This is a genomic window from Candidatus Methylomirabilota bacterium (assembly GCA_028870115.1).
Lineage (GTDB): Bacteria > Methylomirabilota > Methylomirabilia > Methylomirabilales > Methylomirabilaceae > Methylomirabilis.
This window is the reverse complement of sequence record JAGWQH010000028.1, coordinates 44012-64552: the sequence shown is the minus strand read 5'-3', so window position 1 is coordinate 64552 and position 20541 is coordinate 44012. Positions and strand designations below refer to the sequence as shown.

The 20541-nt window shown below is 59.4% G+C and carries 22 protein-coding genes; all 22 read right to left on the bottom strand.

From position 1 onward, the window contains the following. Window positions 1-31: 31 nt before the first annotated feature. Window positions 32-304, bottom strand: coding sequence for a hypothetical protein (locus tag KGL31_02660; GenBank protein ID MDE2320808.1), 273 nt, complete (start codon window positions 302-304; stop codon window positions 32-34). A gap of 50 nt (window positions 305-354) precedes the next feature. Continuing rightward, window positions 355-1284 (bottom strand): malate dehydrogenase, encoded by a 930-nt coding sequence (mdh, locus tag KGL31_02655; GenBank protein MDE2320807.1) that lies wholly within the window; start codon window positions 1282-1284, stop codon window positions 355-357. Window positions 1285-1315: 31 nt separating this feature from the next. After that, a complete protein-coding gene (gene icd / locus KGL31_02650; GenBank protein ID MDE2320806.1) occupies window positions 1316-2731 on the bottom strand; it encodes an NADP-dependent isocitrate dehydrogenase in 1416 nt (471 codons plus the stop codon). A gap of 304 nt (window positions 2732-3035) precedes the next feature. Next, window positions 3036-3917 carry a Dyp-type peroxidase gene (locus KGL31_02645; protein ID MDE2320805.1) on the bottom strand — a complete coding sequence of 294 codons (882 nt, stop codon included), beginning with the start codon at window positions 3915-3917 and terminating at the stop codon, window positions 3036-3038. A 194-nt stretch (window positions 3918-4111) separates the two neighbouring features. Further along, window positions 4112-5428 carry a ribosome biogenesis GTPase Der gene (gene der, locus KGL31_02640; protein ID MDE2320804.1) on the bottom strand — a complete coding sequence of 439 codons (1317 nt, stop codon included), beginning with the start codon at window positions 5426-5428 and terminating at the stop codon, window positions 4112-4114. A gap of 11 nt (window positions 5429-5439) precedes the next feature. Further along, window positions 5440-5970: a CDP-diacylglycerol--glycerol-3-phosphate 3-phosphatidyltransferase gene (gene pgsA, locus KGL31_02635; GenBank protein ID MDE2320803.1), complete on the bottom strand. Its 531-nt coding sequence runs from the start codon at window positions 5968-5970 to the stop codon at window positions 5440-5442. A gap of 31 nt (window positions 5971-6001) precedes the next feature. Next, the gene (hflX, locus tag KGL31_02630) at window positions 6002-7177 is read right to left on the bottom strand and encodes a GTPase HflX (GenBank protein ID MDE2320802.1); all 1176 of its coding nucleotides are present in this window, start codon (window positions 7175-7177) and stop codon (window positions 6002-6004) included. After that, on the bottom strand, window positions 7143-8087 hold the full coding sequence (locus KGL31_02625; protein ID MDE2320801.1) for a prephenate dehydrogenase/arogenate dehydrogenase family protein: 945 nt from the start codon (window positions 8085-8087) through the stop codon (window positions 7143-7145). The genes hflX and KGL31_02625 overlap by 35 nt, the downstream gene beginning before the upstream one ends. Beyond that, window positions 8084-9097, bottom strand: a complete 1014-nt coding sequence (gene aroF / locus KGL31_02620; protein MDE2320800.1) for a 3-deoxy-7-phosphoheptulonate synthase — start codon at window positions 9095-9097, stop codon at window positions 8084-8086. Before aroF ends, KGL31_02625 begins: the two co-directional genes overlap by 4 nt. A gap of 39 nt (window positions 9098-9136) precedes the next feature. Beyond that, entirely contained in the window at window positions 9137-10279 is a 1143-nt protein-coding gene (locus tag KGL31_02615; GenBank protein MDE2320799.1) for a histidinol-phosphate transaminase, read from the bottom strand. Window positions 10280-10295: 16 nt separating this feature from the next. Next, window positions 10296-11372, bottom strand: coding sequence for a prephenate dehydratase (gene pheA, locus KGL31_02610; GenBank protein MDE2320798.1), 1077 nt, complete (start codon window positions 11370-11372; stop codon window positions 10296-10298). 17 nt (window positions 11373-11389) lie between these two features. Beyond that, window positions 11390-12259 (bottom strand): rRNA pseudouridine synthase, encoded by an 870-nt coding sequence (locus KGL31_02605; protein MDE2320797.1) that lies wholly within the window; start codon window positions 12257-12259, stop codon window positions 11390-11392. Next, window positions 12183-12794: an SMC-Scp complex subunit ScpB gene (gene scpB / locus KGL31_02600; GenBank protein ID MDE2320796.1), complete on the bottom strand. Its 612-nt coding sequence runs from the start codon at window positions 12792-12794 to the stop codon at window positions 12183-12185. Before scpB ends, KGL31_02605 begins: the two co-directional genes overlap by 77 nt. Then, window positions 12778-13515: a segregation/condensation protein A gene (locus KGL31_02595; protein ID MDE2320795.1), complete on the bottom strand. Its 738-nt coding sequence runs from the start codon at window positions 13513-13515 to the stop codon at window positions 12778-12780. Before KGL31_02595 ends, scpB begins: the two co-directional genes overlap by 17 nt. Window positions 13516-13518: 3 nt before the next feature. Next, window positions 13519-14016, bottom strand: a complete 498-nt coding sequence (locus tag KGL31_02590; protein ID MDE2320794.1) for a helix-hairpin-helix domain-containing protein — start codon at window positions 14014-14016, stop codon at window positions 13519-13521. Then, the gene (locus KGL31_02585) at window positions 13920-15158 is read right to left on the bottom strand and encodes an aspartate kinase (GenBank protein MDE2320793.1); all 1239 of its coding nucleotides are present in this window, start codon (window positions 15156-15158) and stop codon (window positions 13920-13922) included. Before KGL31_02585 ends, KGL31_02590 begins: the two co-directional genes overlap by 97 nt. 7 nt (window positions 15159-15165) lie before the next feature. After that, on the bottom strand, window positions 15166-15798 hold the full coding sequence (gene plsY / locus KGL31_02580) for a glycerol-3-phosphate 1-O-acyltransferase PlsY (GenBank protein MDE2320792.1): 633 nt from the start codon (window positions 15796-15798) through the stop codon (window positions 15166-15168). Between the two features lie 25 nt (window positions 15799-15823). Next, window positions 15824-16369 (bottom strand): CDP-diacylglycerol--glycerol-3-phosphate 3-phosphatidyltransferase, encoded by a 546-nt coding sequence (gene pgsA, locus KGL31_02575; GenBank protein MDE2320791.1) that lies wholly within the window; start codon window positions 16367-16369, stop codon window positions 15824-15826. Window positions 16370-16620: 251 nt separating this feature from the next. Next, window positions 16621-17415 (bottom strand): lipoate--protein ligase family protein, encoded by a 795-nt coding sequence (locus tag KGL31_02570; GenBank protein ID MDE2320790.1) that lies wholly within the window; start codon window positions 17413-17415, stop codon window positions 16621-16623. Between the two features lie 103 nt (window positions 17416-17518). Beyond that, on the bottom strand, window positions 17519-18388 hold the full coding sequence (gene rapZ, locus KGL31_02565; protein MDE2320789.1) for an RNase adapter RapZ: 870 nt from the start codon (window positions 18386-18388) through the stop codon (window positions 17519-17521). A gap of 134 nt (window positions 18389-18522) precedes the next feature. Further along, window positions 18523-19065 (bottom strand): ribosome-associated translation inhibitor RaiA, encoded by a 543-nt coding sequence (gene raiA / locus KGL31_02560; protein ID MDE2320788.1) that lies wholly within the window; start codon window positions 19063-19065, stop codon window positions 18523-18525. 42 nt (window positions 19066-19107) lie between these two features. Next, a complete protein-coding gene (gene rpoN / locus KGL31_02555) occupies window positions 19108-20532 on the bottom strand; it encodes an RNA polymerase factor sigma-54 (GenBank protein ID MDE2320787.1) in 1425 nt (474 codons plus the stop codon). Window positions 20533-20541: the final 9 nt, after the last annotated feature.

The following is a 20541-nucleotide window of genomic DNA, read 5'->3' as shown; positions in this document are numbered from 1 at the left end:
AGAACCAACGTTGTGCTGTCGACCGGGCCGGCTACTTTCTCTTTGCGGGTCGGCCTTTCGCCTTCATCTGTTGCTCCATCTGTTCCATTTGCGTCTTCATCTCATCGAGTTCCTTCTTCATCGCCTCGTTCTCACCCTTCAGCGTCGCCGTCTCAGCCTTGAGATCGGCGTTCTCCTTCTGAAGGTTTGCCACCTGCGTTTTCAGTTGCTCATTCTCTTTCTTGACCTCCTGACCGCAGCCGGCGACCAACAGTCCTACAGCCAGCACCAAAGAACCCAGGTATCTGTTTCTCAGTCGCATCACGCCCTATCCTCCTTGTATTAAGAGTTTACAATGTACCGTCTACCTACAGCTCAGAGCTTCAGAATATCGACCAGCTCTTTCACGGCGGTCGCCGACCGATTCAAGGCCGCCGTCTCATCAGGTGTCAGCCGGATTTCAATGATCTGCCCAACGCCGGCGGCGCCCAACTTGACCGGGACACCGACGCATAACCCGCGTATCCCATACTCCCCTTCCAGATAGACGCAGCAGGGCAGGATCTTCTGCTTGTCCTTGAGAATCGCCTCTACCATCTCCACGACAGAGGCGCCAGGCGCATAATACGCGCTTCCCGTTGTCAGCAGCGCCAGAATCTCCCCCCCACCTCCGGCTGTCCGGTTCACCAATGCCTCGACCCGGTCGGGCGACAGCAGCTCAGTAATCGGAATCCCGGCCACCGTAGAGAACCGCGGCAGTGGAACCATCGCGTCGCCGTGGCCGCCAAGCACGCAGGCATGAACATTCTCAACCGACACCCGAAGCTCTTGCGCGATAAAGGTCCGAAATCGCGCGGCATCCAACACGCCCGCCATGCCGATGACCCGCTCTCTGGCGAAGCCGCTTCGCTTGAGCGCCAGTTGGGTCATCGCGTCAAGCGGGTTGCTGACAATAATGAGAATACAGTTCGGCGAATGGGCCACAATCTGCCCGATCACCTCGCCGACGATTCTGGCGTTCGTATGAAGCAGATCATCCCGACTCATCCCCGGCTTTCTGGCGATGCCGGCCGTCACAACCACAATGTCGGAGTCGGCGGTATCTCGATAGTCTTTTGTGCCGATGATCCGGCTGTCGGATCCGAGGACCGGTCCCGTCTGGAGCAGATCCAGCGCCCGTCCATGCTGGACGCTCTCCAGGATATCGATCAGCACCACATCGGCCAGTTCTTTCGCGACAAGATATTGGCCGACGGTGGCTCCAACATTGCCCGCACCGCCGACAACGGTCACCTTCGATCGCATCGATCTCCTCTAGCGTCCCGGCTCAACCTGTCTAGCCCATATTCTCGATGACCGCTGTGGCGAATTCGGAGCACTTCAACTCCTTGACGTCGGTTGCCCCCTCGACGCGCAGCAGCCTGGCAAAGTCATAGGTGACCTGCCTCCGAGCAATAGTCTCCTCCAGCCCACGGACCACCAGATCTGCCGCCTCGTTCCAACCGAGGTGCCGCAGCATCATCTCGCCGGAGAGGATAACCGAGCCGGGATTGACCTTATCCAGGTCGGCGTATTTCGGCGCCGTGCCATGGGTCGCCTCAAAGATGGCGTGACCGGTACGATAGTTGATATTCCCCCCCGGCGCAATCCCGATCCCGCCAATCTGCGCGGCAAGCGCATCCGACAGATAGTCGCCATTCAGGTTGAGCGTGGCGATCACGTCGAACTCATCGGCCCGTGTCAGGGTCTGCTGCAGCGTGATGTCGGCGATCGAGTCCTTGATCAACAGCTTGCGCTTCCACTGTCCATCGCCATGCGTCGGCCACAGCGCGAGTGCGGCCTCGACCTCCTCGCGGATCTTCGCCTGACGGTCCGGTGTCATATCTTTGTAGCCTGGCTCGATGGCCAGGGCATTCTCCTCAACCGTGAGGTTGGGTTGCTTCTCTTTGTTATCGAGGATCCAGCTCTCTCGAAGGCTGACCGTCTCGTGGCGATACTTACCGGCCGCCAAGGCATACCCCCAGTCCCGAAACGCGCCTTCTGTAAATTTCATGATGTTCCCCTTGTGGACCATCGTCAGAGACTTCCGCTTATGTCGGAGCGCGTACTGAATCGCGGCTTCGATCAGTCGCTCGCTTCCCTCCCGACTGACCGGCTTGATCCCGATCGCCGAGCTCTCCGGAAAGCGGATCTTTTTGACCCCCATCTCATCCTGAAGGAAGCGGATGACCTTGCTGACTTCCGCCGACTCCGCCTCCCACTCGATCCCGGCGTAAATGTCCTCGGTATTCTCTCTGAAGATCATCATGTCGACCTGTTCGGGGCGCTTCACAGGGCTCGGGACGCCGCGAATGTACCGGACCGGCCTGAGGCAGACATACAGGTCGAGGAGTTGGCGGAGCGCGACGTTCAGGCTTCGGATACCGCCGCCTACAGGCGTCGTGAGCGGTCCCTTGATCCCGACTATATACGTACGGAAGGCTTGGACAGTCTCCTCCGGCAACCAGGTCTTGAGGGTATTGAACGCCTTCTCGCCCGCATAGACCTCCAGCCAGGCGATACGGCGCTGCCCGCCATAGGCGCGTGTCACCGCCGCATCGAACACGCGGACCGAGGCGCGCCAGATGTCTCGCCCGGTTCCGTCACCCTCGATGAATGGAACGATCGGATCATCCGGGACGATCAACTGGCCGTCTTTCACGGCAATCGCGCAGCCCTCTTTCGGTCGCTTCAGCCCTTCACACCGCTCCATTATCGACCTCTCCCTGACCAGCGTTGTACCCCGCACGGGCGCCTCATTTGTCAAACGGACCCCCTCGGCTCTTTCGATCCGCCACTGTTTCCGCAGCATGATTTGTGAAGAAAACGCGAGGGAAGACGCCTGTAGATAGGCATCTCTAACCGGAGTTTCTCCTGTGAGCCACCGGATTATACGCGACGGTCCGGCTTTTGACAGGCGCACGCTAACATGAACCTCACGAACCTGTCAAGCCTACCAGTTCGCTTACGCCGCCCCCCAGCAACAAGAGGTAACAGGTATCGGCTGTGAGGATAGTTTACACGCCGAGCAATCGTAAATCCAATCGCCCGTCATGCATGCCCGGGCACCAGAAAAAGGCACCTGATATCGGACGGGTGAAGGTGAACAATGCGTCTACGATCCCGTCTTCCGCGCCGACCATCCGTCTCAAGAGGGCCTCGAACGCGTCGAATGACGCGGCAAACGCGACAAAGACCAAGCCTGCGCGTAAGCCGTCCGTCCACGGCATCGAGCGCCTCAATACGAACGCTGCAGGATCGAAGCTTTCCTGCGCCGTTCTTTTTATGTGCGCAGACGGCGGCGCATCTTCGATCTCATCGTTGTCGCTCCGGCGGCGCCCCACCGTATAATCCTGCTCCTGGGTCGACTTGGCTTCGAAGCGGTCGAGATCATGTACCCAATGCTGGACGGCGACGAAGCTCGATCCATCCAGCCTCTCGCCGTGTCCCCGAACACACGCAACCTCAGACGCACGCTCGTCTTTCGGGTTCTCAGTGCCGTCTTCATACCCCGTCAAATCCCGACCTGTACCATAGGTGAAGGCATCAATGACCTGTTCCAGGCGAAACGCAGGCGTCAGCGCCTCATGAATGCGCCTGGTTCGATGCAGCAGCTCACCCTTGTCATCCCCCCTCAACCAACACCACAACGCGAACGGCGTTGAAGGCACTTCACACCCGGCGCCGGTATAGCACGGAGCCGTGCGGAGACCGGGCACCGTCGCCCCTAGCGCCAGCACCAGCGATTGACCGAGTCCGACAACAGTCTGTCGACCGTCAGCGATGTTACCGAGGAGCCGCAGGCTCCTACGGACTTCGTCCTGGTCGGTCAGCGAGAAGATGAGATACCGGGCGACCGGAGGGGTCGATTCCAGGATTCCGGATTGCGCGTTGTTCATAGCGTCTCCAGTGCGTGATGTTTGGTTAGTTTCCCGGACATAGCAAGGGCGTTATTACCATGAAAGTTCTTGCTCTCCCTCCGTTGGGGCGTAGTTGATTCCCGCCCGTTCACGGGAGGAGGTGAGCCGATCTCTAAACGCTGGTCTTGATTCGCTTACATATTCCAGCCGGTCAGCATGACTTCACGGGCGCCCTAGGCGGACTTGGCCTTTAAAACCAAGCGGATTGGAGTACCGACAAAGCCGTACGCGGCTCTGAGTTGGTTGACCAGATAGCGCCGGTAAGCGACCCGCACACCGCGCGGGTCGCTTACGAAGAGTAAAAAAGTGGGGGGAAGCGCTGCCGCCTGTGTGGCGTAATGAAATCGGACGGGGCGTTTGCCGTGGGCGGGCGGGGGATACTTCTGGACCGCCTCACCAATGAGATCATTGAGCTGGGGGGTCGGCACCCGGTGGGTGCGCGCTTGTGAGACGGTCTGAAGCATCGGTAACAGCGTAAGCACTTGATAGCCGGTCAGCGCCGAGACGAACGCGATGGGCGCGTAGTCCAGGTGCCGCAATCGCTCGCGGACCTCCAGTGTGAACTGTTGCCGGGCATCGCCGCCGGACGGCATCAGGTCCCACTTATTCGCCACCAGGATGGCACCGCTGCCGGCGTCCTGGACGAAGGCGGCGATTTTGGCATCCTGGTCAGTGATCCCGTCTTTCGCGTCCAGCAGGATCAGGGCGACATCGCTCCGTTCAATGGCCTTGAGCGCCCGCACTACGCTGAACCGTTCCAATGGCTGTTGGACCTTACTACGCGACCGGAGTCCTGCGGTGTCGATCAGGATGTACGGGGTATCGTTGTAGGTGAACGGGGTATCGATCGCATCCCTCGTTGTGCCCGGCAGCTCACTCACGATGACACGCTCCTGCCCCAGTAGCCCGTTGACCAGCGATGATTTTCCCACATTCGGGCGACCGACCACCGTCACGCGGATGGCCTTCTGCTCGGGTGCAACCTCTGCCGGTGGCAGCGCCTCGACAATCACGTCGCACAGCTCCGCGACGCCCAGCCCATGCTCGGCGGAGACCGGGCAGATCTCGTCGAACCCCATCCGAAAGAATTCAGACGCCAGCGTCTCATGGGCCGGACGATCGACCTTATTCGGCGCCACGACGATGCGAGCTTTCACATCGTGTCGAAGCAGCCGAGCGATCTCTTCATCCAGTGGTGTCAGCCCCTCGCGGGCGTCAACGACGAAGATGACGAGGGCGGCCTCCTGAACCGCCTGCCGGACCTGGATGAGCACCTGGGCCGCCAGACCGCTTCCTGCGCCAGGCTCCAACCCCCCCGTATCACCGAGGGTGAACGTGCGGCCCTTCCACTCGACCGTCGCGTACAGCCGATCCCTGGTGACGCCAGGCTCGTCGTGCACAATCGCCCTTCGCCCCCCCACCAGCCGGTTGAATAAGGTCGATTTCCCTACATTGGGCCGACCAACAATCGTGACAATCGGAAGGGACATCGCGGCCTCCTTCACCAGCTGAGCACCCTCGCGCCCCGGCGGACGTAGTCGAGTCCGGAAAAGATCGTGATCGCTGCTGTGAGATAGACGAGCCCAGGCAAGAAGGATCCCACCCCGCTGCTCAGACGCGCCAGCAGGGTTGTCAACACGGTCGCAACCTGCAGACCGGTGGTAAGCTTTCCCATCTTGGAGACGGAGACCGTTGTCTTGCCGGTGGCAATGTAGACGACGAGGAAACCGCCAATCAATATCAGATCCCGGCTGATAACAATAATGAAGAGCCACTGGGGAATCTGCCGCAGATAGACCAGCGTCACGAAGGTGGCAGAGAGCAGCAGCTTGTCGGCCAGGGGATCCAGGATCGTCCCCAAGTCTGTTCGCTGGGCCCTCGAACGAGCGATAAACCCGTCCAGTGCGTCGGTGACGCCTGCCAACAGAAAGGTCGCCAGGCTAAGCCTCCAGAACTTGTAAACCAGCAGGATCGAGATGACGGGGGTCATAAAGATCCTGAGGATCGTGAGGCTATTGGCAAGGTTCAGCATTGACAGGACTCCGGCCAGAGGAAACGAGTGATCAGCCTTGCACGTGAACGGCGGGATAGGGTACCCAGTCGTATTCTTTCGCCTGCGAAGCGGTAGGAACAAGCGACTCACGCACTGTCTGCGTGAGTCGATCGAGGCCATACCCTGTGATGGCGGATACAGCCACCCGCGGCACCACAGTCTTACCGCCAATAAAGGAAGATCCAATCCCGCTCGTCAAGAGATCAACCTTGTTGAAGACCTCAACAATCGGCTTTGGCGAGAGGCCGAGCTCCCTGAGGAGCGTATCTACGGTCTCTTTCTGCTCCATCACCTGGGGATGGCTGGCATCGATTATGTGCAGCAGGAGATCGGCCTCGTCCAACTCCTCAAGGGTCGCCTTGAACGCCGTCACCAATTGCGCGGGGAGGCGCCGGATGAACCCCACGGTATCGGAGAGCAGAAAGCTGAATCCGTCGGCCGTGGTTACCCGACGCAGGATGGGATCGAGGGTCACGAAGAGCGCGTCGTCGGTCCGGACGCCCGAGTGCGTGAGGGCATTGAAGAGCGTCGACTTCCCGGCATTGGTGTAGCCGACCAAGGCCACGATCGGGATGGCATGGCGTTTTCGAGGCCGCCTGAGGAGCGCTCGATGCCGACGGACCTTGGCCAGCTCCTCCCGGATCTTCGCCATGCGGCGGCGGATCGTCCGACGATCGGTCTCCAATTTGGTTTCGCCTGGGCCACGTGTCCCGATGCCGCCACCAAGGCGCGACAGCTCAACCCCTCGCCCGACGAGGCGCGGCAACAGGTAGTCGAGCTGGGCCAACTCCACCTGGAGTTTGCCTTCCCGGCTCCTCGCACGCTGGGCAAAGATATCCAGGATGAGCAAGGGACGATCAACGGTTTTCCATCCGATCAGTTCCTCCAGGTTGCGCTGCTGCGAACCGGACAGCTCCTCATCCATTACCAGCAGATCGACCTTCCCGCCCCACTGCGCCTTCATCTCCTGCGCCTTGCCCTTCCCGATCAGATAGCGCGGGTCCGGCGCGTCCCGTTCCTGCAAGATCGTCCCAGCCACTGAGGCCCCTGCCGATTCCGCCAGACGAGCCAGCTCCTCCAACGACTCTTCAGCCTCCCAGCGGGGGTTGCGCTTGCAGTGAATCCCCACCAGCAGCGCCCGTTCGCTTGACTTACCGACCTGGACGCTCGCGGTCGTTCCCTTCATTCCCGCTCCTAAAATCCTCCCGACAGGCGCGCGCCCTCGCGAACCGCTGGCGGAGCCCTTCCCCGTCTTCGGCACTGATCGTCGCCGCCAGATCACCAAGCGCAGCCTGGAACCGTTCGATCATCTTCAGAATCGGCTCACGGTTGGCGAGACAGATATCCCGCCACATGATCGGATGGCTCATCGCTACCCGACTGAAATCTCTCAAGCCACCTCCCGCTAATGCCTGCAGATTCTCGCCATCCTCCAGATCGAATATAGCACCCATCAGCGCATACGCAACAATGTGCGGCAGATGGCTGACGGCGGCGAAGATCTCGTCGTGACGCTCCGGGCTCATCTGCAGTACCTCCGCTCCCATTCCGTTCCACAGGGCGCCGACCCGACTAGCAGCGGCCGGATCGGTAATGACGCTTGGGGTCAGAACGCACTTGGCGCTAACAAACAGCTCGGCCGACGCCGCATATGGACCGGATGTCTCGCGTCCGGCGATCGGATGGCCGGGAACTCCGTTGCCCTTCGGCAGCAGCCGATCCATCGCCGCCGTAACCACTCGCTTGACGCTTCCCACATCAGTCACCACCGCGCCCGGCGCAAGATGCGGAACGATCCGCTCCAGCGTAGGTGCAATCGCGCCGACCGGCACAGCGAGCAGGACCATGTCGGCCCCCTCGACAGCAGCACCAGCATCTGCAAAGGTCAGGTCGACGACGCCCAGCGCGATCGCGTGCGCGCGATGGTCCGTTGCGATATCGGCCCCTCGGATCTCTTTGGCCAGACCACGAGCCCGACAGGCCAGCCCCACACTTGAACCGATCAGACCCAGGCCGACAATGGCGAGCCGTCCCATGAGGGGAAGAGACGGCGAGACATCAGCGCCAAGCGGCTCCGAGCTTGACCCGGTGGTCACAGGGATCTTCCTACGGCCTGAGCCACTCTGTGCAGTTCGTTCATCAGTGTCTCGAATGTGCTGGGTAGAAGCGCTTGCGGGCCGTCGGACAGGGCTTCTTCCGGGTGAGGATGGATCTCCACCATGATACCGTCGGCGCCGGCTGCGACGGCTGCCAGGGCCATCGGCGAAACCAGATGCCACTTGCCTGTCCCATGACTCGGATCGACGACCACCGGCAAGTGGGAAAGCCGCTTGATTAGTGGGACAGCCGAGAGATCCAGTGTGTTGCGGGTGGCGTCCTCAAAGGTCCTGATCCCGCGCTCACAGAGGATCACGTCGTAGTTGCCCTCCGACAGGATATACTCGGCGGCGAGCAACAGTTCTTTAACGGTGCTGCTCGATCCCCGCTTCAAGAGAACCGGCTTTCGCCGGGACCCGACCTCGGTCAGGAGTTTGAAGTTCTGCATATTCCTCGCGCCGATCTGTATCAGATCGGCGTATTGATAGACGGCATCCGCATCACGGCTGTCCATCAGTTCGGTCGCAATCGGTAGTCCCGTGGCCTGCTTGGCCTCAGCCAGATAGGCCAGCCCCTCCTCACCCAGACCTTGAAAGCTGTACGGGGAGGTCCGAGGTTTATACGCGCCGCCTCTGAGGATGCGCCCTCCGCCGGCCTTCACGTACTGCGCGATCTGCAGGAGACCTTCCCGACTCTCCACAGCGCAGGGACCGGCCATCACCACCACCTGCCGGCCGCCCACCAGCACCCCGTCTACATTGACGACGGAGCCGTCCGGCTTGAATTCGCGGCTGGCCAGCTTATACGGCTTCAGAATCGGCAGAACCTCTTCCACAAAGGGGAAGGCCTCTAACGGCCCCTCCTGCAGAACCCGTTCATCGCCGATCGCCCCGATGATGGTCCGCTCGGTCCCTTTCGAGATGTGGGCGGCCAAGCCGAAGCTTTCGATCTTCTTCACGACCAGGGCAATCTCAGCTTCGGTTGCGTTCGGTTTCAAGATGATGATCATAGAATAAACCCTCAGTTGGCAGTAATCAGCTCTCGGCTCTTATCCTGCTTGCTGATCGCTGAGAGTTGAATGCTGCTCTCTCCCCAACACAGTTTTTAGCGCCTCCATGAATCGTTCGTTTTCCGGAGGCGTCCCGATGGTCACACGGATGTAGGTCTTCAATAATTGGGCTCCCCCTAATGGGCGTACAATGACGCCCATGCGGAGCAGCGCATCCGCCACCGACCGCCCGTCCCGCTTTAGATCGACCAACAGGAAATTGGCGACGGACGGCGGGCACTCCAGCCCCAGGCGATGAAGCTCTCCGGACAGGTAGGCCTTGCCCAACTCATTCACCTTTCGGCTACTTGACAGATGGGCTTCGTCATCGAGGGCAGCCAGCGCAGCCCGCTGCGCCAAGGCATTGACGTTGAACGGCGCGCGAATCCGATCGAGGAGTTCCACCATCGCCGGAGGCGCCATCCCATATCCGACCCGCAGCCCTGCCAAGCCATAGATCTTGGAGAAGGTCCGCAGCACAATCACGGAGCACCCTTGCCGGACAAACCTGAGCGAATCCGGCACCATTTCCGAAGGGACATACTCGACATACGCCTCATCGATCACGACAACGACATTGTCCGGCAGGGCGTCCATAAATACGGCCAGTTGCGTCGGCCTCACAGCCGTGCCGGTAGGATTGTTCGGATTGCCGATAAAGACCATCTTGGTTCTGGAGGTCACTGCCTTCGCCATCGCCTCAAGATCGTGGGTCCACGCCTTCAGCGGTACGCGAACCGTCGTACACCCCTGCAGATGCGCCAGCATGCCGTAGATGATGAACGCCGGATCGGCGATCACGACCTCATCACCCGGCAGCAGGAAGCAGCGGGCCGTCAGCTCAAGGAGTTCATTGCAGCCGTTCCCCAGCACCAGATGGTCCGGTGCCAGCCCAAGACGCTTCGCCAGCGCCTGTTTCAGGTAATAGCCGCCGCCATCGGGATACCGGTGGCTCTCCGACAGCGCGTCTCGTAGGGCGCGGAGCGCCAGCGGCGAGGGGCCAAGGGGGTTCTCATTGGAAGCTAGCTTGATGGCTCCCGTGATTCCGAGTTCCCGCTCCACTTCGCCGATCGGCTTCCCCGGGATATACGGTACGAGCCCCTGAAGATATGGAGAGGCGAGCTCTTCCAGTAACTTAGTCATGGCTTTTCCGATTGTCTCAGCTCTCGATTGAGTTTTCTCTTGGGTACGAGCCGAGGACCTTCAAAAAAAGGCACTCCTCCTGTAAGAGCGCGAGCGCCGCCTTGACAGGCTCGTCGCCGATGTGTCCCTCAATATCCAGATAAAAGATATACTCCCACGCTTTCGTCTTAGATGGGCGGGACTCGACCTTGGTCAGGTTGATCTGATACTTCGCAAACGGTTCCAGGATCCGATAGAGTGCGCCGACCCGATCTTTGATCGAGAACATCAGGGAGGTTTTATCGTGATCAGTGGGTGCGGGTACGATCCGACCTATTATCAAGAATCTTGTGACATTACAAGGCGTATCCTCTATTTTCCTAGAAACTACTTGAAGCTTGTACAGGCTCGCCGCCAATTCGCTGGCGATAGCCGCGGCCGTCCGATCCTTTGTCACAAGCTGTGCGGCCGCTGCCGTACTGGAAGCCTCAAAGAGCGGAACTCTCGGCAGATTCGCCTCCAGCCACTTCCGTGACTGAGCGAAGGCATGCGGGTGCGAGTAGACCTTTTTCACCTTCCTCAAATCGCCTGATTTGGACAGCAGGCTGTGGGATACCCCCAGAAGAATCTCACCGCAGATCTTCAGGTCCGAGTCAACGAACATATCCAGGGTGTGGCTGACCACACCTTCGCTGGAGTTCTCGATCGGCACGATCCCGTAGTTGACGTTCCCCTTTTCCACTTCAGCAAATACATCACCGATAGTGTGGACCGGTACAAAGCAGGCCGAACCTCCAAACCGCCGGGTGCAGGCCACGTGGGTAAACGTCCCTTCAGGGCCAAGATAGGCCAGCTTCAGCGGACCCTGTACGGACCGGCAGGCTGATATGATCTCGCGAAAGACAGGCCTGATGGCGTGAGCCGGAAAGCGGCCTTTGTTTTGCCGTATCAGACGGGCGACAATCTCTTCCTCGCGCTGTGGAACGTGGACGTTCAGATTCGCCTTGGCCTTTTCCTGCCCGATCCTGACCACAAGCTCGGCCCGCTCGCCCAGCAGCGACACAATCTTCGAATCGATTTGATCGACCTTACGCCGCAACGTTGTAATCTTCATCCGGCTCTCCAGTCCTCTCAGGGGCGCGCGCTACCCCTCGCTATTGGACCCCTACGCATTGCTCCGTCGCCTACCGCGCGACGGATACCGGCTAACTCCACGGGAGTGAGCCGACGCCAGCACCCTTTGGGTAACCTCCCTAACACAATCGGGCCGACGCGAACCCTCTGAAGCCGCAGCACCGGGTGTCCGATGACGTCGCACATCCGTCGAATCTCGTGATACCGTCCCTGATGCACGATCAGCTTGAGCCACGCGGAACCGATCCCGGGCCTCACAATCTCGGCGTGGGTCGCTCGCAGCTTCTCCCCATCCGACACCACCCCCGCCTTCAATCTGGCCAGATCGTCGGGTGTAGGACAACCACGCACCTTTGCGAGATACTCCTTCTCGACCTCGAAGCTGGGATGCATGAGCCCATGGGCCAGCGCCCCATCATTGGTCAGAAGCACCAGGCCTTCGGTCTGATAGTCAAGACGCCCGACAGGAAAGAGCCTGGGCAGTCCACGCGGCGGCAAGAGATCACCGATAACCGGCCGCCCTCGTGGATCGGACAGCGAAGTCAGTACGCCCGCCGGCTTATGGAGAATAAGATAAAGAAGACTCTGCGATGGCGTGACGGGTCTGCCGTCGTACGTTACCGTATCGAAACCCGGTGAGACCTTGGTCCCAAGCTGGGTAACGACCCGATTATTCACACGGACTCTCCCATCCAGGATCAGTTGCTCGCAACTCCTCCGCGAGCCGAGCCCCGCGCGTGCGAGATAGCGCTGCAGCCGCTCCTCTCCGCCGCCTGTCTGCCGTGCCGGCTTAGTCGGGCCGGCCGACTCCCTCCGCCTCCTCGGTGTGCTCAACTGCCTCGTGTGAAACCTCCTTCCCCGCCGCATTCGGGGCCAGCGCCTCAATCTCCTTCAAGGTCGGCAGCTCCGAAAGATCCTTGAATCCAAAATATTCCAAGAAGGAGCGGCTGGTTCCGTACAGGATCGGCCTGCCCACCTCCGGCTTTCGTCCGAGAATCCGAACCAGATCACGCTCCACCAGCGTCTTTAAGACGCCGTCAACCATGACCCCTCGAACCGCCTCAATCTCCGGCTTGGTAATCGGCTGTTTATAGGCAATGAGTGCCAGCGTCTCCAGCGCAGCCTTGGACAGCCTCGCCGGTTTGGATCCGCGAAGCCGCTGGATCCAGGGGGCCACCTCCGGCTTTGTCGTCAGGCGATACCCTCCGGCAACCTCACTGACGATCACCCCTCGCTCCGGCTGCCGGCATTGTTCCTGTAAGTCGGCGAGTAGGCGGCTGACCTCTGCTTTGGGGTACCCATCGAGTACCGCCTCGATCCGCTCCAGCGAGAGCGGCGCGTCGGACATAAACAACAATGCCTCAAGAATGCCGAGTGGGCCGAGGTCAGCCGGAGTGTCCATCGGTCTCCACCGCAGTTTCAACGGTACGATAGATCGTGATCTCGCTTCCCGGTTCCGCTTGCCGGGCTCGGACCAGGCCCCGACGCAACAACTCGAGCAATCCGAGGAAGGTCGCAATCAGTTGGATACGCGTTGTTACCCCCTCGAAGAGGGCCATAAACGATACCGGACTCTGAAGGGCCAGCCGATCCAACAGCGCCACCATTCGCTCTCCTACGTTAATCGTCTCTGGGGTAATTTCGCCTGCTACGGCCTCCGGCACTCGCTGCATCACCGTCATAAATGCGCGCAGCAGCGCGGAGAGACTGATCTCCAGGGGTCCGTCGGCAATCGGAACCACAGGATCGGCAGGCCGCACGTAGAGGAGCGACTGGCCAGCCTCCAACTCTTCGAACGTCATGGCCGCCTCCTTGAATCGCTTATATTCCAGAAGGCGTTCTACTAACTCCTGTCGCGGGTCATCCGCAAGCGGCCCATCCGTCGTCTCTTCCTCGACCGGGATGAGCATCTTCGACTTGATATGGATCAGTGTGGCGGCCAGTACCAGAAACTCTCCCGCAACCTCCAGATCCAGCTTTTCCATCCCTGCCAGACATCCCAGGTATTCCTGGGTGATTTTAGCAATGGGGATGTCGTAGATGTCGATCTCGTTGACCTGAATCAGATAGAGCAAGAGATCCAGGGGACCTTCAAACATCTCCAGGCGAACGCGATAGCTCATCGCTCAGCGAGCCTCGATCCAGGACTCAATCTTATCAAATCGCTTGGGACCGATCCCATCGACTTCCAGAAGCCCGCGGGCGTCAGCGAACAAGCCATAGGCCTTCCGATAGGCGATGATCCGCCTGGCCAGCGTCGGACCAATCCCCGGCAGCGTCTGAAGCGCTGCGGCATCCGCATGATTAATGTCCACCCGGCTGCTTGGTCTCCCCTTTGCGACCTTGGCCGGCGTCGGCGACGAGCGAGTGTGTGCAGCACGCTGATCTTCAGGGAGATGGAGTGTTCCGAGATCGACGGCATGAGAGGTACTGAACGGACGGAGGAGAACGGGACCCCACACGATGCCGGCAACAGCCACGCCAAAGAGGCCGGCGACGATCGCTTCGCGTCTGGTATACGCCCCCTTCACACACGCTCCCCGACAACGTTGCGCTCGGCCAGGCCGAAGGCCTCGTGAAGAACCCGAACAGCCAGCTCTCCATATTTGGCATCGATCACACACGAGACTTTGATCTCGGAGGTGCTGATCATCAGAATGTTAATGTTCTCGCGTGACAGGGTCTCAAACATCTTCGCAGCCACCCCGGAGTGAGTCCGCATCCCCACCCCCACGATCGAGACCTTGGCGATCCTGTCGTCACCCATAACCTGCTGGGCACCGATCTCTTTGGCCACCCCGTTCACGAGCGACATTGCCTTGGAGAAATCGGACTTGGGAACCGTGAACGAGATATCGGTGGTCCCATCCTGGCTGATGTTCTGGACAATCATGTCTACCACAATGTTGGCCTCTGCAACCTGGCCGAACAGCTTCGCAGCGATCCCCGGCCGATCCGCCACACGCAGCACGGTGATCTTCGCCTCGTTCCTGTCGCAGGCGATCCCCGAGACCACCACTCTCTCCATCTCTGTATCCTCCTGGACCACCAGTGTCCCCTGGTTTGTATTGAAACTGGAACGGACGTGAACCGGCACGGTATAATTCTTGGCATACTCCACCGACCGAGCTTGAAGCACCTTAGCCCCCAAACTGGCCAGTTCGAGCATCTCATCATAGGAGATCTTCCCAAGCTTCCTTGCCTCCGGAACAATGTTCGGGTCTGCCGTGTAGACCCCTTCCACATCGGTATAGATCTCGCAGAGGTCGGCCTTCAGCGCTGCAGCCATGGCGACCGCCGTCAGGTCGGATCCGCCGCGCCCCAGCGTCGTCACGTCTTCTTCCGCCGTCACCCCCTGGAACCCGGCGACGATGACGATGGCTCCCTCACGGAGCGCCTGTTGTGCCCGATCAACCTCGACACTGACAATCTTTGCCTTGGTGTGGGCGGTGTCGGTTTGAATCTTCACCTGGGCTCCGGTGAAAGAGCGGGCCTTGTGCCCGAGTTGTTGGATGGCCAGTGACAGCAGACCGATCGAGATCTGTTCCCCGGTGGCTACGATGACGTCAAGCTCCCGTTCATCCGGCGTATCGGAGATCTCAGCAGCTAGACCTAACAGGCGATCCGTCTCTCCCGCCATGGCTGACACCACCACAACCAGGTCGTTCCCCTGAACCTTCGTCTCCACCACCCGGCGGGCCACATTTGTGATCCGCTCTACATCCGCGACGGAGCTGCCGCCGTATTTCTGAACGATAAGAGGCATATCACTCCTACGAGACGAGCCGATCGTGCCCTGGCAGATCCGCCCCCTGCAGTCTTTTTCCGATCTTCCCCTCGTGCCCTGCCATAAGGCGTCCTAAATTGTCCCGATGCCGAATGAGGATAAAACCGCAGATAATGATCGCCAGTCCCACATAGGGCGGTCGGCCATCAAGCACCCAGACGAGTAAGGGGGCCGCGACGGCGGTGACGAGGGCCGCGAGAGACGAATAGCGAAAGAGAGCCGCGATCAACAACCAGACGCCTACAATCAGCAACGCGATCTTCGCGAACAGCGCGAGTAGCACCCCCAGGGCGGTAGCGACCCCCTTCCCCCCGCGAAAGCCGAGAAAGAGCGGATACAGATGACCCAGAAATGCAGCCAGCCCAACCATGGCAACGAGCAGTTCCGGTGACCCAAAGAGCTGACTCAACGCGACAGGCGCCCACCCCTTCAGCGCGTCCAGGGCAAGGGTGAGCGCGCCGGCCCCAGAGCCCACGACACGAAGGACATTGGTGGCGCCGATGTTGCCGCTCCCGGCTTTACGTACATCCACTCCCGTGGTGACCCTGGCGATCAGGAGACCGAACGGGATGGAGCCGGCGAGATACCCCAGTGGAACAAGCCACACGCTTGTGCTCATTGCCCTCAGGATACGAAAAGGTTTATCAGCTCAGGTCGATCACCTTCCAGAATCTCAGGAAGTAGTCGATACCCGAGGCGGTGCTCAACACAATCGCAACCCAGAGGCACAGAATGCCCAGAGACGCGGTGCCAATGAAATCCCACTGCGGGGGCCAATCGAGGATCAGGAACGTCACCGCAGCTACCTCAGCCAGCATCTTGTACTTTCCGAAGTCGCTTGCATGGATGATGATGCTCTGCGAGGCGGCGACCGTTCTGAGCCCGGTGATAGCCAGTTCACGGCCGACAACGAGGACAACCATCCAGGCCGGCGCCCGACCCACCTGTACCAGCGCAATAAGGGCGGTTGAGATGAGCAGCTTATCGGCAATCGGGTCAAGCAACTTGCCCAGTGCAGTCACCTGCCTGGTATTCCGGGCGATCCGGCCATCCAGCCAGTCGGTCAGCACCGCGGCAAGAAAGATGGCTCCCGCCGTGTAGTTAGGGACCTTCTCTCCCACAACCAGAAAGACGATGATAAAGGGCACCAGGAAGATCCTACCAAGCGTGAGCTTATTGGGCAGGTTCATATAGACTCCTGACCCTTTGACATCCCGCGCGACGCCCGTCGACTCTTCTTTATCGCGTCTGCCGTGCTCAATCACTATTCTCTTCCTGTGGAGCTGCCTGGACCAGCACCAGCACCTTCTTCATGGCCCCCACTTTTCAGCGCGCACCACCCACCACTCCGTGAGTTATATTCTACAGCCCCGCGCCATACCATGACAAAAGTACCGTAGCAAACGCTGAAGGAAGCTGTCAAGGTCGATCCCACACGCGATCAGCGACGGAACGTCCAGTCCTCTGAGCTATAGCGGGTGTCGGCTAACTCTGTAGCCAGCCTGTACTCCTCCGGTTGCAGCTCATCTTCCACAAATTCGATTCCCATCTCTCCGGCTAACCCATCCCGAATCGCCGTCTCGATGTTCAGGCGATCGGGAAGCCGTCCCAGCGCTTCCCGCAGTGAGCCCATTGTCTTGACGGCACCGGCCGCTGCGGCCCGCTCGGCCGGGCGTAGGAGATCGAGAATGCCGACAGGTTGGAAATCCAACAGAATGGTCCCTTGTTGGAGAAGCGCCGCGGGAAATCGTCGTTGCGCCGAACCGATCACCTTTTTCCCATCCACCAAAAGTTCATGCGGCGAGATGGTCAGGAAGCAGAACGGCGACAGCGCCCCATCAGCCTGTCTTTGGCGATGCCCGAAACTCACTTGCAGGCCGAGCATTTCAAGACCCCGGAGTAGGTAGACGTTGATCAGGCGGCAACTCTCTGCAATCGAGATCGTCGTCCAGGGCGGGCGTAGCGGCAGGATCAGGCTGTACGTCAGGTCCTGCTGGTGCAGTACAGCTCGACCGCCCGTAGGACGACGTACCAGGTGCACCATGGATTTGCGACAGGCCGCCAGGTCGATGTCATCGCTCCGCTGGGCGTAACCGATGGAAAGTGTAGGCGCGTCCCACGCATAAAAGCGCAGAGTGGCGCGATCCGGGCACAGCGTAGCAAGCGCCTCATCGATCCCCATGTTGATGGAACCGGCAGAAGCGCCCATCCTCAGAAGCCGGCCTGCGGGAGGCATCCTCAGGCGTCCATCAGTCCGGTCCCGCTCTTTGAGTTTCTGGTCGAGCGGTCCCGCGTCGCCTACACGCTTTCCCCTACCCCTGCACGCGATGAGTGCATGGTCAGGTCCTTTCGATGTCACGGTGCCGGACGTTGACCTGATAGCCGCACTCCCGAAAATGACCGGCGAGTCGTTCCGCAAGGAAGACCGAACGGTGATGTCCGCCGGTACAGCCGAGCGCAATAGTCAGATAGGCGCGACCTTCCTCCTCGCAGAGAGGGGTCACGAAGTCGAGCAAATCCGTCAGGCGTTCAAGGTAAGGCTTGGTCACGGAGGCCCGCATGAGAAACTCGCCGATCTGGGAATCAAGACCGGTCAGCGGCCGCAGGTCATCGATAAAGTGAGGGCTCGGTAGAAATCGGGTATCAAAGACCACATCGGCGTCGAACGGCAGTCCATGCTTATAGCCGAAAGAGACCAAGGAGAGGGCGATCCTGGCCGTTGGCCGCTCCATCACGAATGCCTGCGAGAGAAATCGCTTCAGATCGTGAATGGTCAGCGTACTCGTATCAATAATGAGATCGGCCTCGCCCCGGAGGCGAGTCAGCATCTGTCGCTCCGCCGCGATCCCTGCCATGGCCGACTTTCCGGCGGCGAGCGGGTGAGGGCGTCGGCTCTCGCTAAATCGCCGCGCAAGGACCTCATTGCTTGCGTCCAGAAATACGATCTTGACGACATGTCCTTCAGCCCGAAGCGTCTTCAGGATGTCGAACAGCGGGGTCAGGAACTCGGCCCCCCGAACGTCGATGACAAGGGCGACCCGCTCAATCGTGTGCTCCGATTGCATGCAAAGTCGGACGAAGGTGGGGAGTAATGTGGTCGGCAGGTTATCGATACAGAAAAAACCGATGTCTTCCAGGCACTTGATCGCCTGACTCTTGCCGGCCCCGGACACACCGGTGATGATGACAACCTCAGCCGCCTTCACCACATCGCACCCTTGGTCGTCGCTGTGAGAGGACTTCCTCAGCTCCGACTCTTCGGAGAATCATCGTTATATCTCAAGAACGCGGTCTCATCGCGTCGCGTCTGTCATCTTCCGTATCTAATGCCGGTGAGGAGCGCTCAACCTGCGGGCTCAATCAAGCCGTAATCACCATCGCGTCTTCGATACAGAACATTGACCTCTTGAGTCCGAGCGTTTCGGAACACAAAAAAATTGTGGCCCAACAGGCTCATCTGTACGGCGGCCTCGTCAGGGGATAGCGGTTTCATGGCGAAACGCTTCATCTTGACGATGCGGGGACCGTCTTCGGAAAAAGACTCGCCCTCCGCCAATACCGTCTCTTCTGTAGGACTCGACCGCCCAAGGCCTCGACCGGAGTGCTCCACGATCTTCTCCTTATACCGAAGGATCTGGCGTTCAATCTTGTCCGCCACAAGATCGATGGCCGAGTATAGATCAGTGCTCGATTCTTCTCCCCGGATCGTATGCTCTCGTACGTGGAGCGTCACCTCGGCGATCTGTCGATGCTTCTCCACTGAGAGGATGACATGGACTGAGGTAATCTGGTTGACGAACTTCTGCAGGCGGGCGATCTTCTCCTCCGCGTAACGTCTGAGGGGTTCGGTGATTTCGAGATTGCGAGTAGTAATAGTAATCTGCATCAGTTGACTCCTCGTCAGAGAATGGAATGCCTATGTACCGTATTACACGTAGCGACGTTGATTGGACGAGGGGATCTTGAGCTGACCACGATACTTGGCTACAGTCCGACGGGCGATCTCCACTCCGTGAACCCTCGCCAGAATCTCCACAATCTTCTGGTCGCTCAGCGGCTTGCTGGCGTCTTCTTCCGTCAGGTATCGGCGAACCAAGTCCCTCACCCGACGAGAAGAGACGACTTCACCTACGGTTGATGAAACACCACGATGAAAAAAGTATTTCAGACCGAATAGTCCTTGCGGGGTTTGGACATACTTATTCGTGGTCACTCGACTGATGGTGGACTCATGCATCGAGATGTCATCGGCCACTTCGCGAAGCGTCAGGGGCTTGAGGTGGGAGATCCCGTACTCGAAGAAATCCCTCTGGTATTTGACCAAGCTTTCGGCCACCTTGATCAACGTCCGTTTTCGCTGCTCAATGCTCCGGATGAACCATAGGGCGGAGCGCATCTTCTCTTCAACGTAACCCCGGGCCTCGCGCGGGGCAAGCGCTTGCTTGGAAAGGATCTGCCGATAATATCGACTGACCCGAAGGCGTGGGAGACCGTCCTCATTCAGCGCCACCAGCAATCGTCCATCGATCTTGAGAATATAGACATCGGGCGTAATATATTGTGGTTCCTCACTGCTGTAGTTCTTTCCAGGTTTGGGCTCCAAAGAGGCGATGAGCGTCACCGCCTGTTGCACCTCTCTGAGTGACAAGCCCAGCGCAGCCGCAAGCTTCCCGAATCGGTGGCGCTCCAGATCATGGAGGTAACTGTTGACAATAGCCTCAGCCACCGCATGCTCCTCCGACCGCGTCCTGAGTTGAATAAGCAGACATTCTCGGAGATCCCGCGCCCCTACCCCGGCCGGATCGAAACTCTGGATAAGCCGAAGAGCTGATTCCATCGATTCCAAGGAAGCGCCGGCCAGCGACGCCAGCTCCTCAATGCTGCTACGCAGATATCCGTTGTCGTCCAACTCCCCAATGATGAGGCAGGCCAGCCTGAGAAGTTCCTGATCCCTGACAGCCAGGTGAAGCTGGAAAAGCAGATGGTCCTGAAGGGAGTTCGACCTGGTAAGCATGCTTTCGCTATCGAACCGATCGACCGACTCGTATTGGATAGATGGCCGATAGTCTGAGGCATCCTGAAGATAACTGTCCCAATCAATCTCTGTGGTTTGCCCTTCTCCATTGTGCTCGACCGTCGGTTCCTCGGCCGCCGACTTCAAAGCCGGCGCCTCGTCCAGTTCCTCCGTGTCCTCTATCATCTCTTCCAGGACCGGATTCGCCTCTACCTCCTGCCGCACTGCCTGAAGCAGCTCCATCCGCGATAACTGCAAGAGGTTGATCGCCTGCTGCAGCATCGGCGTCATGACCATCTTCTGCATCTGTCGCAGACTGAGCTTCGCTTCAAACGCCATCACATTCAC